Below are 16,720 nucleotides of genomic sequence, written 5' to 3'. Positions count from 1 at the left end.
TTTAAGGAAGTGATCTAAAGATGTATCAATCAAATAATGTTACTATAAAAGCAAATTCATCAATAAATAATCTTGGAGCAAAACCCATATTAACAAATTTATTAATTTTAGTTATGTCTATAGCTTGTGGGCTTACTGTAGCAAATTTGTATTATATCCAGCCCCTCCTAGCTGATATAGCAAAAACTTTTCAAGTTGATCAATTAAGTATAGGCTTTGCAGCTATGCTGACTCAAATAGGTTATGCAATTGGAATGATATTTATATTACCTTTAGGAGATATAAAAGAAAAGAGACGCTTAATAATAATAATGCTTTTATGTTCAATAATATCACTTATGAGTATGTTTTTCGCTCAAAATATATATATTCTAACAATTTCTTCTTTTGCAGTGGGATTTACTTCTATTATTCCTCAACTTATTATTCCTCTAGCAGCACAATTATCAAATCCACAGCAAAGAGGACAAACTATTGGTATAATTATGAGTGGTTTGTTAGTTGGAATATTACTTTCTCGTACAGTCAGTGGTATCTTAGGAAGCTACTTTGGCTGGAGAACAGTTTATCTTATAGCATCAATTTTAATGCTTTTCCTTATGCTCATTTTAAGAAAATTAATTCCTTTATGTAAACCAGTCTCTGATCTCAAGTATACTGAATTATTAAACTCAATGATATACCTAATAAAAAGTGAACCTATTTTAAGAAAAGCTTCTCTTAATGGTGCCCTTATGTTTTCAGCTTTTAGCGCTTTTTGGACATCCCTTATATTCTTGCTAGAAAGCTCTAATTACAATATGGGTTCTGAAACAGCAGGACTATTAGGTCTAGTTGGAATCAGCGGTGCTTTGGCAGCTCCAGTCGTTGGTAAACTTGCTGATAAGAAAGGCCCTAGATTTGCAATAGGTATATGCATAATTATAGTTATAGTTGCTTATTTATTCTTCTTCTTGTTTGGCTTTAAAATGTGGGGACTTATTCTAGGAGTTATTCTTCTTGATTTAGGAGTACAATCTTGTAACGTTTCAAATCAAGCAATAGTGCAAGCATTAAATGAGAAAACACGCAATAGACTTACTACTATCTACATGGTCAGCTTTTTCCTTGGTGGAGCATTAGGTTCATTTTTAGGTTCTTATAGCTATTCTCACTTTGGATGGTATGGAGTTTGTGGCTTTGGCATGGCAACTCAAATCATAGCTCTTATCCTACACAAGCCTTGGAAGAAAGCATAGAATTATATTTTGCAAATTTAAGTTTTATTAGCAAATGAAGACTTTACAAGGGGAAGAGAGAATACGATTTTTTCACTGGCATATCTTGAATTATATGCTCCATCTATTGGTTTAGGTTCTTGCTGGGCTGGAGTCTTTGAAAAAATTGCTCTAGAAGACAATTCACCAATGCTTGAATTATTCAATATTCCTAAAGGTAAAAAAATAACAGGAGCTGTTATGGTGGGATATCCAAAATACAATTACTCAAAGTTAGTTGATAGAAATCCATTAGAATATTCTTTTTATAAGCCTGAAATATAGATAGACACGGTATAATCTAGACTTAAGCATATATCCAACTAAAATCAGATAAATGCTTAAGTCTAATTGGTCTAATTCTTATACATCTTTTTATCAATATTATTCTATAAAGCCATTTTCCTGTAATAACTTTTTAGTTTCATTCCAGAGTATATTTTGCATATTGCTGTCTCCTCCTGGATGAACAGGAATAATTGACTTACCACTTCTGACGTTGAAATATCCGCCTGTCACACCATCATATTCTTTATTAATAGCTAAACGAACAATAATATCTGCCCCTTTACGTGGGTCACCAATATGCAGAAACTTTAATATACGTTCGAGTGCAGATGCAAACCAAAGCTCGCGCCCTAAGCCTGTAACATTAAAACCTGGATTAAGTGCATTAACAGTAACTCTTGTATTTGAAAGCTTACGTGCCATTTCTCCTGTGAACATAATATTAAGTAGTTTTGTTTTTCCATAAAGTTGAGATGAACCTTTAGATGTAAAGGAAAATGTATTTGTTAAGTCATCCGGGAGCTTAATTTCACCATGATTGTGTGATGCTTCTGACGCTACATTTACTATACGGGCATTTTCTGAGTTTATTAATGATTGCTTAAGTATATTAGTTAATAGCCATGGCGCTAAATAGTTCACAGCTATCATTTCTGAGAAACCTTCTGAAGTTACTCTCTGTTCAAAAGCATGCAAGCCAGCATTGTTTATTAATATATCAATCTTTGGATATGCAGCTTTAATTTCTTCCCCTACTCTTTTTACTTCTGACATCAACGATAAATCTCCGAAGAAAAAGTCAACTTTAACTTTTGGTGCAATATCATTTAAGATCTTTTTAGTTATTTCAGCCTTATTTTTATTTCTAGCTATCAATACAAGATGTGCACCTTGCCTTGCTAGTTCAATAGCAGCTAGTTGACCAAGTCCATTAGTTGCGCCAGTAATCACAATAATTGGATTAGTATTCATAACTCTCCTCCTTAGTGCAGCTATTATACTTTTGCATTCTGCATCTATACTTTAATATTTCTATTTTAGTTGACATGTATTAATCCTAAATATATACTTGACATATGTCAAGTATATATTTTTATTTGATATATGTCAAATATATTTCGCATTAAAATATATTAATATTAAAATCGAGGTGAATTATGAAAAATTGTACTCAAAATATAAAAACTCATAGGACCAAATTAGAACTTGAACTCGGGGAACAGCTAAATGCTCTTATTAGTGCCTCTCATGCACTTAATGTTAGAACTGCTGAACTTTTCGACTCCAAATTACAGCCTGCTGCTTTTCTTCTTGTCCGTTGGCTCTTTTCCTTTGGACCAACTAGCGCTACAATTTTAGCAGACTCAACTGCTATGGATCGTAGCTCTGTCAGCCGTCTTGTTAACCAACTTAAGAACTTAGGTTATGTAAAAAGTGAACAATCTCCTAATGATCGTCGAGGTGTATTATTATCTTTAACCGAGCTTGGACAACAGCAAACTATACATGCTTTGAAAGAAAAGGAATCTGCTTTCTATAATCGAATTTCAAATTGGGATGATTCTAAACTTAAAAATTTCATTGATTTACTAAAAGATTATAATGATTGTAATAATAAATAACATTCATTTCTATATTAATTTCATAAAATAAAAACGTTAATTGAAGGAAATCTGTTTTTATAGATGCTACATTTAACGCTTTTTATCCGATTAAATTTTTTACGTTGCCTATAATACTTAACGAATTATACTGTTTCTTGATTAATTAACTTGAATTTTTATTGCAAAACAAAAGGCCCTCAACAATTCTGTCAAGGGTTTTATTATCAATAGCAAGCATAACTTTTCACATGCTTAAGTTTTGATTAGTTTATTCATTAATTGTACTATTATAATTTGTGCAATCTCTAAATAAACAATTTAACATATTAACGCATTTTTCAATACATAAATCTATATCTTTAAATTCATTGTTAAATTTAATCTTATGACACAGCTCATCAATTAAAAAAAATGTATAATGATAAAATATTTTTTCTTCCTCTTCATTATTAAAAGGTAAAGATAAAGCCTTAAAAATTTCTTTTACCTTGATCCTTCTTTTTTTATCATATTCCTTTCTAACAGCAGCTATATCTTCATCTAAAAGCATTAATGCCTCCATTTCATCATGAAAAGTTTTAGAAAAATCATGATGCTTTAACATTAATTTTATAAATACTTTAAATATTTCTTTTGCCACCTCAAGATTATCTAGTTGTTTATCTACATGTTCTAACCAAAAAGTGTGAGTTGGATAATCAAATTTTTGATTAAGTCTTTCAATTACCTTAATATAAATTTCCTTCTTATCTTCAAAGTAAGCATATACTGAACCAGTGGCAACATTTGCTTCTTTAGAGATGTCTGCTGTTGTAGTGTTATAATATCCTTTTTCATTAAATAGTTTATAAGCGGCTTCTAATATCTTCTCATATTTTTCTAAAGCTCTTTTTTGTGTTGGTATCCTTGTTTTTCTCTCCATTTTTATCACCTATTTTAATAATAAGAGATAAAAAAATAAAAGTCAATAAAATATGAAATTCATTTCATGTATTGACTTTTAAATTTTTCAAGCATATTATATGAATATGAAGTTAATTTCATATTATAAAATAAAGATATTGGAGGATATTATGAATAAAAAACAAAAAATATTAGCATTTATTTCATTAGCAATAGCTTGTTTCTTGACTGTATTAGATTCAACTATAGTAAATGTATCATTGCCATCCATGGCTGATTATTTCAAAACAGATATAACAGGAATATCTTGGGTAAGTACAGCCTACCTAATTCCATTTTCTGCTCTATTAATAAACTTTTCAAAAATTGCAGATATTTTTGGAAGAAAGAAACTTTTTTTAATTGGTCTTTTAGTATTTGGTTCTTCATCTATACTCTGTGGACTTTCTACTTCACTTTCTATGATTATTACTTTTAGAATCATGCAAGGTATTGGAGCTGCTATCCTTGCACCACTATCCATTCCCTTAGGCATCGAATTATTTGGTAAAGATGCCATGTCAAAGCTTGCTATCGTAATTGGTATGACAATTTCTATAGCAGCAGCTTCTGGGCCTGTTGTTGGCGGAATTTTAAATGAAGCATTTGGTTTTAAAGCTATATTCTATGTGAATGTACCTTTTATTATTATTTCTTTAATTTTTGGTTCACGACATTTAGGAGAATGCTATGATAGGACAATTGAAAAGAAAATAGATTTTATTGGTTCTATATTATTAGCTTATGGTATTGGAGCGTTAACTTTTCTACTTGTTAAAGGAAGTTCTTATGGCTGGGGAAGTACAAAAATTATTACTCTGATTATAACTTCTGGAATTTCAATTATTGCATTTTTAATTTATGAATTTAAATCAAAAAATCCTATGATAGAATTTAGATTATTTAAAACAAGAAGCTTTACTTCTTCAATAACAATAATTGGAGTAATATTCTTTGCTTATATGCCTATTTCATATTTAATGAATTTCTATCTAGAAAATCAATTGGGTTATTCAGTATTAAAATCTGGAATGATACTAGGAATAGTAAGTTGTGTTTCATTCCTTACCTCTCCGATTTTTGGTCTTATATCCAAGAAATATGGTGCTAGAATTATCTCTTTTTCAGCAATAGTTTTTGTATCTATAGGTGATCTTATGTTTGTATTTATGAATGATTCTAACAATATACAGATAATTTTTAGTGCCTTCATTATAGTAGGCCTTGGTGTTGCTTCAACTTCACCACTGTATAAAAGTGCTTTTGATGAAATATCAAAAGATAAAAACGGTATTGCTTCTGGAATATTAAATAGCTTTAGACAATTGACTGCATGTTTAGCCATAGCCCTGGTTTCAACCCTAAGCAGCATGTATACTACCCAAGCTATAGATAATTCAAAAAGCAGAATAATAAATATAGTTAATAACAATGTAGTCCTTGAAGACCAAGTTAAATCCACAATAATCGATAAAATAAAGACGTCTGATACCAGTAAAAACTCTTCTTTTTCAAAGGAAATGGTTGATAAATTAATTGAAGAAAAAGAGGACTCAGTGTTAGCTTCTGTTCCGGATAATGCAAAGCCAACTATTATTGAAAACTTTAAAGTTCAAACACAAGAAATTCATAAGGTTTTAGACGAAGCTATCACAATAAAAAATGATGAAAGCAATAAGGTTTATAATAAATGCTTCTTACTCACAGCTGTTATTGCAATCTTTGGACTTATAGCAGTACCTTTTAACAAAAAGAAGGAACCTAAATTAAGTACAATAAAAGCAGAACTGGCATAACAGGGATTTGGCATATATGCACTCATAAACTTCATAACATATATGCCTCTTCTATTACATAATTAATTGACTTTTTAATTGCTCTCTATCCAAGGTATATTCCAATTTATTAATTTCTTTCCCTTGTTCCAAGACAACAACTTCTGGAGCATTTTTTATCGCATATTTCTCTACAAGATTTTTCTTTCTTGATGTGTCTACTTCTACAATCCTATAAGTATCATTTAATTCTCTATTAGCCTCTTCTAATAAGGTTCTAAACTCTAAACTCTTATTAACTAAGGCATCACTAAATAATAACAATACTTTTTTTTCACTTTTCAAAACATCTTCATTGAAACTATTCAGTTCTTCAATATAACGTTCAGCTGCTACAGCTGCAGTTGCTCCATCACCAGCAGCCGAAACTACTTGTCTTAAATATTTGACTCTATTATCTCCAACGGCATAAACTCCTTCTATCTGCGTTTCCATTTGGTCATTTACAGGAATATACCCCCTTGAATCCATTCCAATATCACTATTTTTGAGAAAATGCGTAGATGGCACCATACCTATAAAGAAAAACACTCCCTGGCAGCTAATCTCTTCGACTTTTCCAGTCTTTAAATTCTTAATTTTTACTCCCTCAACATTCTCTGTGCCTAGAACTTCCTCAATTGTTGAGTTCCAGATAAACTCCATCTTCTTATTACTAAAAGCTCTTTCGCTGCTTAACTTATTGCAATCAAGAATACCTTCATCGTGCAGTACTATGACAGTAACCCTATTCGCAAACTTAGTAATATACATTCCTTCTTCAATTGCCTGATCACCACTGCCTACAACTACAACATGTTCCCCTTCAAAGAACTCAGCATCACAGGTTGCACAATAAGCAACACCCGCACCTTGAAGTCTTTTTTCTCCAGGAATATCTAGTAATCTGGGTTCACTTCCGCAAGCTATAATAACAGCCTTAGCCAAAAATTCCTTCCCTTTTTTTGTTACAATCTTTTTTTCATTTTCAGATAATTTAGCCTCTACAACTTCGTCTCTTAAAAATTCAACTCCAAAGCCTTCAGCATGTTTCTTAAAATTATTCATAAGCTCTGGACCACTAATTTGATCATAGCCTGGATAATTCACTATTTCTCTCGTTGTATTTACTAAACCGCCAATGATTCCTTTGTTTATTACTAGGGTCTTAAGCTTAGCTCTTCCTCCATAAATTGCTGCCGAAAGACCTGCTGGTCCACCGCCTATAATAATTAAATCATAGGAATTCGTTATATCAACCATACCCCTAATCACTCCTCAAAAATTTCAGAAATCTTTTCTTCGATTTGATCATCTTCCACATGACCAGTTAGTTTTCCTTTATATTCTCCTTCTTTAAAAAATAGGATTTGAGGAACACCTTTTAAAGAAAATCTCTGAAATAAATTCTTTTGTTCCTCAACATCAACATAATAAAAACTATACTTCTCATCATATTTTAATTTTAAATCTTCTAGAATTGGCACTACACCTTGACATATTGTGCAGCTTTCCCTAGAAAAGATAACCAAGCTTGGCTCAGCATTATCATATATAATTTCATCAAACTGATTTGAATTTATATGTTGCAAAGACATATTATTCACTCCTCTATAATTATTTTTAAATTGTATAGGATGCACTTAAAACAGCTATCAGAGTGCTATTTTCTGATAGCTGCCCACATAACTCTTTATTAAATTTCTTCTGAGAATATCTGATAAATCGGAGCTCCTTCACACTGTGCTGGATATCGTAAACCAAGTAATACAGAAACTGAAGGCGCAACATCTACTTGCCTGATAATACGTTCAGTTGTAAATCCTGATTTAATACCTGAGCCTGCCGCCACAAAAATAGGTGAAACTGATGTATCAAAATACCCTTCTGAAGTTGAAATACTATCTCCATGGAGCCTATTATATTTTTCTTCAATAGAGAAGAATATGTCACCACATTCTGGTCCATGAGTACCAATTAAAACAGCATCTTTATTTCTAAGGCATATACCAACTACTCGTTTACCAGTTTTATCATCTCGATAATTATACAAATCAGAGATTATTTGTTCTTCCAAATCGTATTTATCTTTCGGATCAACAATACCATATTTATCTCGTCCTTTTAGATTAATATAAATATAATTACTACGAATTTGAACAGCCCTAGTTTTTTCCCAATCTACTTCTCTTGTTAAATTACCATCTTTGTCTTTTTTCAAAACTGTATAGCCAAGCTCTTCCATAACTTTTGTATTTAAACCACCATACTCACCTAAAATTGGAGGAACATTTTCTCCAACCATAAGACCATGATCACTTACAAGTAATACAGTCCAGCCTTCATCTAATAAATGAAGAAATTCCCCAATATAATCATCTGTTTGAATATAAAATTTTTCAATAAATCCTTGATATGTTTTTTCATCTGTGTAATCCCATGGCTGTAGTGTCTTTGCAAGATGCCATAACTGATGACCTGCGCAGTCCACATTATGAAGATGTGAAAATATAACTTCATATTTTTTCTCATTAATGCAGTAATTAAGACAATCAGCCTGCCACTTATTATAAATTGCCCAAGACGGTTCAAAGATTTCTCTTACAAGTTCATCATCTTCTCCACCAATTAAACTAACAGGTGGGACATGACCAACATTCTCAATAATATCTTTATATAAAGATTTTTGATGCCATAATTGATCATTTGAGATGTCAAGAGCATTACTAATCCAAACTCTAACTTTATTCCCTTGTGGATCAAGTTCTAAAATCTTCATAGAGCGGCATGCAGGCTTAGTTACTTCTTTTTTTGTAACATCATCAATTATACCTGTTACCATCTTATATCTCTCTAAAATAACAATTGGAGCATCTGATTTCTTATTTTTATAAATTGCTACTCTATCATACTCACCAGCTTCATTTTTTAGAATTAAGGCTGGACGTCTAGTTACACCACTTGAAGTTATTATAGTGAATTCTTTAGAACCTTCTGGCGCATTCTTCCATCCTTTTGCATCTTTGAGAGGCGAATTTACAATATCATAAGCTACCTTGCTTCCGATGACAATTTCCGTATCATTATCATCCATAATATAGGTTTTAATTTCCCCACCTTGACGGGCTTTATCTCCCCACCAAAGTTCCATCATTTCATCATCAACTTCCTCATCTAAAGTGCCTTCTAAATCTGTAATTATGCAACCAACACCTGCTGGCTTTTCTACTCTTGGCGCATAACGAACCTCTTCAATTTCAGGTGTAGCAACAATAATTTTTTCCCAATCAAGCTGTGCCACCCCCATATTAACAGACCCTGGCTGAGTTCCATCTACAACACTTAAGTTATCGCTATGAGAAGTTGGTGGCCAAGAACTGCCTGGCCAATGCCAAACTAGTGTTTTTAAATCTGCCTCTGATGTAATATTCCAAACTTGTTCAGCTGTACAATTACGCGAATCCATATTATAAACAACTGCATCAAGATTTTCAGGCGATTGTCTCCAATAACAAGTGATTCCATGAGTTCCTGGATAAGCACCTGTAGCAAGTGTTGTCCAACAAGGTGGCGTGATTGTTGGTATCGCGCCAATTTGTCTTAAATCTTCTCTTGCCGAACCACGTTCAATTAATTTTTTTAAATTCGGCATTTTTCCATCCTTTAAAAATTTCTGACTCACTCTTGGATCCATACCATCTACACCTAAGACCAATAATTTTTGAGTAAGTGCCGCCCTTTTCATAATATTCAACTCCTTTTATTAACTTTTCTTTATACGCATTAAAATTTTACGTTATTAAATGAAATGGACTTATTTTCAACTTTTCAAAAATATATTTAAGAACTTTTAATTTCAATATACTTCATGCGACTTTTACCATAATCAGTTATCTTATAAAACATTTTAAGTTTACCGTTCTTATCTGTAATAGCATTGGTAAGCTCTATAATACCAACAGCTTTTAACGAAAGGAGATACTCTTCAACATTTCTTTCGTTTATACTTCGATCAAAAGGATACTCATTATTAAGAATTTTTAGTATTTCTAGATTTGATACTCCTTCATTCTGGTAAATAACTTGTGCTACTCTAAATTTTATCGGAATCTTATTCATAGCAATGCCCCCTTAATAACTCCTTAAGTTAACTAAATCTTTCGGATTTCCTATTGTAAGGATTGTTCCAAAAGAAATGATCACAACTCCTATAATTAAGTTGGGCGTTATATGTAAATCATCTAACAGCCACCCGAAAAATACTGACCATAAGGCAAAAGTCACATTTAAGCCCATTGCTCTGCTTACACCAATCATATTCATCCCTTTATACCAAGATAAAAATGAAATTCCTCCAACAAAACCAACAAATGCAATGCACCAAACAGAACTTGTCATAAAACTATCAAAAACAAGCTGATAACCTGCTCCGCGAAATATAGGTAAGATACCAATAGTATACATAAAAAAAGAGGAAGCTTCCCTTATTCCAATTGCAATATCAGAATCGATTAAATCCATACCATAAGTTGATATTACACCTTCTAATGCCCACCCTAAGGTGGCAACCACCGCCAGCCCAATACCAACATAGAAATTAGGATAACTTAATCCTTCTGGTGGAATAAATCCAACAATAAACGCTCCAATAATAGCTAATATTATTCCAGCCCATACTCTTGTTGATATTCTTTCTTTTAGAAAAATATATCCTAATATAGCACCTATAGCTGGATATGCAGCAGTAATTGCAGCAGTGTAGGATGCACCAGAAAAATAAATTGCTAGCAAATTGCCAGACATTCCAATAGGGCCACCAAGAATAGCTGCCAATACTATCATTTTACCAGGTTTTGTCTTAACTGTTCGCATATACTCACGCCATTTGCCTTTAATTACATTATTGATAAATATCCACAATGCAGAAAATCCATCATGCAGACAAGCTCCAACCAATGGAACAAGGAATATATTGATATTATTTTTGAATGGCGCTAAGCCTAGCACCATTCCCATTAATACACCATCTAATCCCCAAGCAGCACCAGCAAGTAATCCTCTAACAATTCCTCTTTTAGTATAACTTAAATCGATATTTTGTAATAATAATTGCGTTTTATGATCCATTTCCTTCAAAACTCCTTAATTGTCGTGCTTCTATGCTAACTATGAATGCAAAGATAGTAAATTTTTTAAAGAATACATTTTCAAAATTTATTATTCTAAATCAGAATATACACATGATTTTTTAATCTTCGCTTTCTAAATCATTTCCTTGAATCAATTTAATTAATGAATCTCTAAGTTCTCCGAACTCTTCTGAAGATCTAATTTTTTTAAAACTATTATTATCATATTGTTGGAGTGGGTTCCTAAAATCACTAACAATTCTTCCCGGATTAGCATTCATTACAATAATCCTGTTTGATAAAAGAATCGCTTCCTCTACATCATGTGTAATAAAGAAGAAGCATTTGTTTGTATCTTTCCATATCTTCTTTAAATGCTTTTGCATAGATTCTCTTGTTAAAGCATCTAATGCACTAAAAGGTTCATCTAGTAGAACTACTTTTGAATCAGTAGCTAATGTTCTTGCTATTGCTGCACGTTGCTTCATACCACCAGACAATTGGTGAGGAAGCAGTTTTCTAGCTTTATCTAAACCTACTAAATTAATATAATGATTTACGATTGCTGCTCGTTCTTTCTTGGGAATGCCTTTCATCTTAAGTCCAAATTCTACATTCTTCTCTACGCTTAACCATGGAAAGATATTGGGTTGTTGAAAAACAACCCCAACATCTGGATTTGGCTTAGTGTGTGGTACCCCATTTATAAGTACTTGTCCTGAGATATCTGTATTATATCCAGCGATGGCATTTAATAATGAAGTTTTTCCACACCCAGACGGCCCAAGAACACAAACGAAATCATCATCAAATAATTTTAGATCAATATCATTTAATACATTCAAATATTGTTTTCCATTCTTATATATTAAATTAACATCCTTTAATTCAACAGAACAATTTACACTTCTTTCTTCTACTTCATTTTTCTCTATTAAGGATTCCATAATGTATCTCCTCTACTATTTATATAAATCATTTCTTACTGCTTTCTTGAATACTTCAACATCTGGTGAAGCGGTAACTGCTTTTTGAGATAACAAGAAATCACTTGTGTCTTTTAGAATTTGAGGCAGTGTACCTTGCTTGTCTGCAGTTCCTATATATTGTGCTTGCTGTGACTTATCTAAAACTGAAATTTGATTCATTGCTTGTTTTGTATCCTCTACACTAAGACCAAGTTCTGATGATAATGTCTTTACTACGTCATCTGTCTGTGTTTTATATGACTTAGTAGATTCATCTAATATATCAATATATGCTTTAACTACATCTGGATATTTAGATGCAAAATCATTACTTACAATACCAAATTCACCTGTAACTGCTCCTTTACTCGCAACATCTTGAGATGTAAGTATAACTTTTCCACCATCAGAAAGAAGTTTTGATTGTGCTGGCTGCCATATATAAGCACCATCAATTTCACCTCTGCTCCATGCTGCTATAATGTCTTGAGCATTCATATCTAAAATAGTTACATCTTTTTCTGAAATATTATTTTGTTTTAATGCAGAAAGTAAGCTAAAGTGTGAAGTTGACCCAAATGGAGTTGCAATTTTCTTACCTTTTATATCTCCGATTGAGTTGATTCCAGATGCATTTTTAGCAACAAGTGCTTCACTTGCACCAATAATATCATGTAAATAATAAATTTTATACGGAAGATCATTAACAATTCCACTTGTTCCTGGAGGTGTTCCAATAGTTGCTATATCTATAGATCCACTAGCCATTGCAGTGTTTACATCACGCCCTACATCAAATTGAACATATTTAATTGCCACTCCAGGGAATTTTTTTTCAAGTAACTTTTCGCCTTTTGCCAGAAGTTCCCCATTTGGAGACTGAAAATATCCCAAACGTATTTCTTTAGGCAGCGCTGAATCTGCTGATTTAGTAGCTTCTGCTGTACTGGATGTCTTCGGTGATGAGCAACCTGTTGTTAAAATCCCTATGGATAAAATAGCCGCCAAGAATATTGAATATTTTTTAATTTTCATAAATAACACTCCTTCAAATTAAATATAAACTTTGTTTTTTATTAACACTTAAAATTACAAGACTTTCTTACTTACTTTATTTCTGTAACCATGGTGAAGCTTTTCTAATTAAAAATCTCACAAAAGAATCTAGAATAATTGCTATAATTCCCATAATTATAACTCCTACATAGACAATATCATTTCTAAGATACTTACTTGCATCTAATACCATCCATCCTATTCCTGATACTGCCGCTACCATTTCTGCTGCAACTAGAGTTGCATAAGCGACACCAATAGCTGTTCTAAGGCTTGTCAATATATCTGGTAAGCATGATCTAAAAATAACACTAATAAAAAGATTAAATCCACTTGCCCCTAATGATTTAGCTCCATTAATTCTATCTACGGGAACTTTCTGTACGCTAAATATAACCCCAATTAATAAAGGTGCAAAAGCATTTAAAAATAATAAGATAATTTTTGATTCATCTCCAATTCCAAACCAAAGCACAATTAATGTGTAGTATGCTAACGGTGGAAGAGGACGATAAAATTCAATAAACGGATCTATAATTGCTCTTACAAGCTTTGAACTTCCTGCAGCTAGTCCTAAAGGAACACCGATTATTATTGCAAAGAAAATAGCGATAAAAAGTCTCTCCATACTTATAGCAATATGTGATACTAGGCTTTCTCCTTTATAACCTTGCTGAACTAATTCAACAAATGCCTGCCACACTTTTTGAGGTGTTGGAAGAAATACTGGATTAATCAAGCCTTTGCTAGTAGTAATTTGCCATATACAAAAAAACACTAGCACAGAGACAAATGAAACACCAAGATAAAAGCTTTTGCCTTTTTTTCTTTTTATTACTTTTACCGTTGTATTCTGATTATTCATAGTAGATGACTACACCTCCCTGTTTCTTTCCGTATTTATTTTTAAAATTCCTACTGTTCATACATACCCCCTAATCCATTTTTAGTATTCTTATCGATATACTATGTTTTACTGCTAAGTCTATATTACTAAATCCTCCAACCATTGTCAATAAAAATACCCCCAAAAACATATCGAAGAACTATGTTTTTGTTTTTTTAGATTTTTTTGAACATAAAATTATTTTTAGATAAATATATTTATTGTTCTTAAACCTTGACAACTACAGTCTTTAAAAGGTTCATTATTTGAACACATTTATATTATCATTGTTCATTGTTCAACACAATGAGTTCATAGAAAAATGTATAAAAACTCCTGCTGCAGTAAATATCTCTAATACTTATTGATTGCAATTCCCCATTTTATCCCATTTATACCTATTAATATTCAGATAAGTTATAACATATTTGGTTAGTTCCGAATTATGGGATTTTAAATTTTTTATCTAACCGACTTGCAGTATATATCTAAAAGATATATACTAAGTATATCTTTTAGATATATAGGAGGAATAAACCAATGAATGAACTTTTTATTTTAGGTGAATTAATGGAAGAACCCCAAAGTGGTTATGACCTACGTAATGCATTGCAGGTTACTTTAGGCCGTCACCGTAAAGTCAGCTATGGAGTGATTTACCCCCTACTTGAAAAATTGGAAAAAGAGGGGCTTGTAGAAATAACCAATATAGGATCAGACGGAAAAAATAAGAAGCTGACTACAATCACTGAAAAAGGAACAAAGCGTTTTTTTGAACTAATGAAAATGCCAGTTCCAAGCGGCGCCCATAATGCTGATATCTATTTAATAAAGCTTGACGTAATGCAACATCTTGCTATTGATGAACAAATACAAATATTAGATCAATTCTATCAGGAGCAAAAAGATATTATCGAAGATACGCAAAATGCATTGGAAAAACTAGCTGAAGAAAACTCAAAAGACCACTGGTATGCAACTAAGAAATTTGAGTTACGATTACATCAAGCAAATGTAGCAATTGAATGGATTGAAAGATTTAAACTGGAAATGCAGAAAGAATGGTGAACATAATGACAAAAGAAATAAAAATAGCCTTACTAATGGCTGCAAGCCTCTTTATGGAGATTTTAGATGGAACAATTGTAACTACTGCCCTTCCTAGAATGGCCCAATATTTTAGTACGAGTTCTGCAACAATTGCATTACTCGTCAGTGTGTATTTAATTACCGTTGCCGTTTTTATCCCTTTAAGTGGATGGATGGCTAATCGATTTGGTAAAAAGAAAATCTGGATTATTGCCGTTATAATTTTTACTCTTAGTTCATTAAGCAGTACAATAGCACCTAACTTCTCTTTCCTTTTGATAATGAGAATTATACAAGGAATTTCTGGTGCATTGATGACACCTACGGCAAGACTTATTGTATTAGAAAAAACACCAGCTTCACAGCTATTAAGGATGTTTAGCTATCTTATTTGGCCTGCACTTATAGCTCCAGCAATAGCACCAGTAGTTGGAGGATTTATTATTACTTACTGGAACTGGCAATGGATTTTCTTAATTAATATACCAATAGGATTAATTATAGTATTAATTGGAATAAAACTAATCGATAATGATAAAGAAAAAGAGAAAACTCCTTTTGATTTTTTAGGATTTATAGAAATTGCATTTTCATCTGGTATTATTTTACTTGGAGCAGAAGTAGCTACTCATGGAGAAAATTATTGGCTTATTGCATTAGGATTAATTATTTTAGGATTGATATTTGGCTTTGTTGTTTTCAAGCACCTAAAAACAATAGACAATCCATTATTTTCACTAGATTCATTAAAAGTAACTTCTTTTAGAATCTGCCAAACAAGTGGTTCTGTTATGTGGCTATGTGTTGGAGCATTACCTTATATATTAACAATCTTTTTACAAACTGTCCTTCATTGGTCTGCAGTAAAATCTGGCAGCTATGTGCTATTTATTTTTGTTGGAAATATAGGAATCAAGCCTTTCACTAATCCGATTATTCGCAAATTAGGTTATCGAGGTTCATTATTATCATCATTTGGAATGGTATTTATTACATCAATTGCCTTAGCATTTATTCAAATTGATACCTTACCTATTTGGATAATGTTTCTTGCATTAGTCTCCGGTGTTGGACGTTCATTAGCTTTAACTGCTTACAGTGGATTAAGTTTTTCTGAAATAGCTCCTAAAGATCGTAACAGTGCAAATACTTTAAATGCTGTTGTTTCAACATTAGCTCAAGGCATGGGAATATCACTTATTACTGTAATCGTGAATTTACTGCAAATTTTCTTTTCAATCACTATAGCATATAAATTAGGTTTTATTTTCCTTGGTCTATTGATGCTGTTTCCAGCAATTGAAGTACTGTTTCTACCTAAAAATATTGGACATGCTACAATTAACTAATTTCACTTACTGCCTAGATTGTTGAATGTAGATATTCACCTAATAAAAAAAATATATGATAATGGATATCTATGGTATATTTTCAGAAGCTAAATAAAATCAATAAAACTTATTAAATTTTGATTTTTGAGGAGACCTCTATAATAAAATCTTTAAATACTTTAGCTGAAAGAGTCATATATCCATTCTTTTACTATCCCATATGAAAAGTTCTGTGACAATAAGGTTCTTTCATTTTTAATACTGATAATTCATCTGTTATTAAATTTGTGGTATTAGGAACTATAGAAAAACCAAGATCAAACTTACCCTCCTTAGGGCCTTTTAAAATATCAAAAT

At 31.9% G+C, this 16,720-nt stretch carries 15 protein-coding genes and 1 pseudogene; 6 read left to right on the top strand and 10 right to left on the bottom strand.

Annotated elements, in window-relative coordinates:
- Positions 1 to 20 precede the first annotated feature (20 nt).
- Positions 21 to 1,238, top strand: coding sequence for an MFS transporter (locus tag COL3_RS21750; protein WP_008421194.1), 1,218 nt, complete (start codon positions 21 to 23; stop codon positions 1,236 to 1,238).
- Between the two features lie 30 nt (positions 1,239 to 1,268).
- Positions 1,269 to 1,541: pseudogene (locus COL3_RS21745) on the top strand (nitroreductase family protein); the annotation flags it as partial.
- 99 nt (positions 1,542 to 1,640) lie between these two features.
- Here COL3_RS21745 and COL3_RS21740 read toward each other — a convergent pair.
- Positions 1,641 to 2,516, bottom strand: a complete 876-nt coding sequence (locus tag COL3_RS21740; protein WP_008421196.1) for an SDR family NAD(P)-dependent oxidoreductase — start codon at positions 2,514 to 2,516, stop codon at positions 1,641 to 1,643.
- A gap of 185 nt (positions 2,517 to 2,701) precedes the next feature.
- Here COL3_RS21740 and COL3_RS21735 point away from each other — a divergent pair, with 185 nt between their 5' ends.
- Positions 2,702 to 3,166, top strand: coding sequence for a MarR family transcriptional regulator (locus COL3_RS21735; RefSeq protein ID WP_008421198.1), 465 nt, complete (start codon positions 2,702 to 2,704; stop codon positions 3,164 to 3,166).
- 250 nt (positions 3,167 to 3,416) lie between these two features.
- Here the strand turns inward: COL3_RS21735 and COL3_RS21730 are convergent, their stop codons facing one another.
- On the bottom strand, positions 3,417 to 4,070 hold the full coding sequence (locus tag COL3_RS21730; protein WP_008421201.1) for a TetR/AcrR family transcriptional regulator: 654 nt from the start codon (positions 4,068 to 4,070) through the stop codon (positions 3,417 to 3,419).
- Positions 4,071 to 4,221: 151 nt separating this feature from the next.
- Between COL3_RS21730 and COL3_RS21725 the strand changes: the two genes are divergently transcribed.
- On the top strand, positions 4,222 to 5,886 hold the full coding sequence (locus COL3_RS21725) for a DHA2 family efflux MFS transporter permease subunit (RefSeq protein ID WP_008421202.1): 1,665 nt from the start codon (positions 4,222 to 4,224) through the stop codon (positions 5,884 to 5,886).
- Between the two features lie 54 nt (positions 5,887 to 5,940).
- Here COL3_RS21725 and trxB read toward each other — a convergent pair whose 3' ends face one another.
- The 8 genes from trxB to COL3_RS21685 form a co-directional block, all read right to left on the bottom strand.
- Positions 5,941 to 7,167, bottom strand: a complete 1,227-nt coding sequence (trxB, locus tag COL3_RS21720; RefSeq protein WP_008421204.1) for a thioredoxin-disulfide reductase — start codon at positions 7,165 to 7,167, stop codon at positions 5,941 to 5,943.
- Positions 7,168 to 7,175: 8 nt separating this feature from the next.
- Positions 7,176 to 7,502, bottom strand: coding sequence for a thioredoxin family protein (locus tag COL3_RS21715; protein ID WP_008421205.1), 327 nt, complete (start codon positions 7,500 to 7,502; stop codon positions 7,176 to 7,178).
- A gap of 98 nt (positions 7,503 to 7,600) precedes the next feature.
- On the bottom strand, positions 7,601 to 9,649 hold the full coding sequence (locus COL3_RS21710; protein WP_008421207.1) for an alkaline phosphatase family protein: 2,049 nt from the start codon (positions 9,647 to 9,649) through the stop codon (positions 7,601 to 7,603).
- A gap of 95 nt (positions 9,650 to 9,744) precedes the next feature.
- Positions 9,745 to 10,023, bottom strand: a complete 279-nt coding sequence (locus COL3_RS21705) for a hypothetical protein (protein ID WP_008421209.1) — start codon at positions 10,021 to 10,023, stop codon at positions 9,745 to 9,747.
- 12 nt (positions 10,024 to 10,035) lie between these two features.
- Positions 10,036 to 11,031: a DMT family transporter gene (locus COL3_RS21700; RefSeq protein ID WP_008421212.1), complete on the bottom strand. Its 996-nt coding sequence runs from the start codon at positions 11,029 to 11,031 to the stop codon at positions 10,036 to 10,038.
- Between the two features lie 121 nt (positions 11,032 to 11,152).
- Positions 11,153 to 11,980, bottom strand: coding sequence for an ABC transporter ATP-binding protein (locus COL3_RS21695; RefSeq protein ID WP_008421214.1), 828 nt, complete (start codon positions 11,978 to 11,980; stop codon positions 11,153 to 11,155).
- Positions 11,981 to 11,995: 15 nt separating this feature from the next.
- Positions 11,996 to 13,036 (bottom strand): glycine betaine ABC transporter substrate-binding protein, encoded by a 1,041-nt coding sequence (locus COL3_RS21690; protein ID WP_008421216.1) that lies wholly within the window; start codon positions 13,034 to 13,036, stop codon positions 11,996 to 11,998.
- Between the two features lie 76 nt (positions 13,037 to 13,112).
- Complete coding sequence (locus COL3_RS21685) at positions 13,113 to 13,922, bottom strand: ABC transporter permease subunit (protein WP_008421218.1); 810 nt, start codon at positions 13,920 to 13,922, stop codon at positions 13,113 to 13,115.
- A 561-nt stretch (positions 13,923 to 14,483) separates the two neighbouring features.
- Between COL3_RS21685 and COL3_RS21680 the strand changes: the two genes are divergently transcribed.
- A complete protein-coding gene (locus tag COL3_RS21680; protein ID WP_008421220.1) occupies positions 14,484 to 15,011 on the top strand; it encodes a PadR family transcriptional regulator in 528 nt (175 codons plus the stop codon).
- A gap of 5 nt (positions 15,012 to 15,016) precedes the next feature.
- Positions 15,017 to 16,381, top strand: coding sequence for an MFS transporter (locus COL3_RS21675; RefSeq protein WP_035282955.1), 1,365 nt, complete (start codon positions 15,017 to 15,019; stop codon positions 16,379 to 16,381).
- Positions 16,382 to 16,720: the final 339 nt, after the last annotated feature.

It is taken from the genome of Clostridium sp. LS (assembly GCF_002760435.1).
Taxonomy (GTDB): domain Bacteria; phylum Bacillota; class Clostridia; order Clostridiales; family Clostridiaceae; genus Clostridium.
Note: the sequence above shows the minus strand (reverse complement) of the source record. Positions and strands in the feature narration are given on the sequence as shown.

Coding starts and splice junctions, on each gene's coding strand:
- COL3_RS21695 (WP_008421214.1), bottom strand. CDS start 11,980: ATGGAATCCTTAATAGAGAAAAATGAAGTAGAAGAAAGAAGTGTAAAT.
- COL3_RS21675 (WP_035282955.1), top strand. CDS start 15,017: ATGACAAAAGAAATAAAAATAGCCTTACTAATGGCTGCAAGCCTCTTT.
- COL3_RS21740 (WP_008421196.1), bottom strand. CDS start 2,516: ATGAATACTAATCCAATTATTGTGATTACTGGCGCAACTAATGGACTT.
- COL3_RS21700 (WP_008421212.1), bottom strand. CDS start 11,031: ATGGATCATAAAACGCAATTATTATTACAAAATATCGATTTAAGTTAT.
- COL3_RS21705 (WP_008421209.1), bottom strand. CDS start 10,023: ATGAATAAGATTCCGATAAAATTTAGAGTAGCACAAGTTATTTACCAG.
- COL3_RS21730 (WP_008421201.1), bottom strand. CDS start 4,070: ATGGAGAGAAAAACAAGGATACCAACACAAAAAAGAGCTTTAGAAAAA.
- COL3_RS21685 (WP_008421218.1), bottom strand. CDS start 13,922: ATGAATAATCAGAATACAACGGTAAAAGTAATAAAAAGAAAAAAAGGC.
- COL3_RS21690 (WP_008421216.1), bottom strand. CDS start 13,036: ATGAAAATTAAAAAATATTCAATATTCTTGGCGGCTATTTTATCCATA.
- COL3_RS21725 (WP_008421202.1), top strand. CDS start 4,222: ATGAATAAAAAACAAAAAATATTAGCATTTATTTCATTAGCAATAGCT.
- COL3_RS21710 (WP_008421207.1), bottom strand. CDS start 9,649: ATGAAAAGGGCGGCACTTACTCAAAAATTATTGGTCTTAGGTGTAGAT.
- COL3_RS21680 (WP_008421220.1), top strand. CDS start 14,484: ATGAATGAACTTTTTATTTTAGGTGAATTAATGGAAGAACCCCAAAGT.
- COL3_RS21715 (WP_008421205.1), bottom strand. CDS start 7,502: ATGTCTTTGCAACATATAAATTCAAATCAGTTTGATGAAATTATATAT.
- trxB (WP_008421204.1), bottom strand. CDS start 7,167: ATGGTTGATATAACGAATTCCTATGATTTAATTATTATAGGCGGTGGA.
- COL3_RS21735 (WP_008421198.1), top strand. CDS start 2,702: ATGAAAAATTGTACTCAAAATATAAAAACTCATAGGACCAAATTAGAA.
- COL3_RS21750 (WP_008421194.1), top strand. CDS start 21: ATGTATCAATCAAATAATGTTACTATAAAAGCAAATTCATCAATAAAT.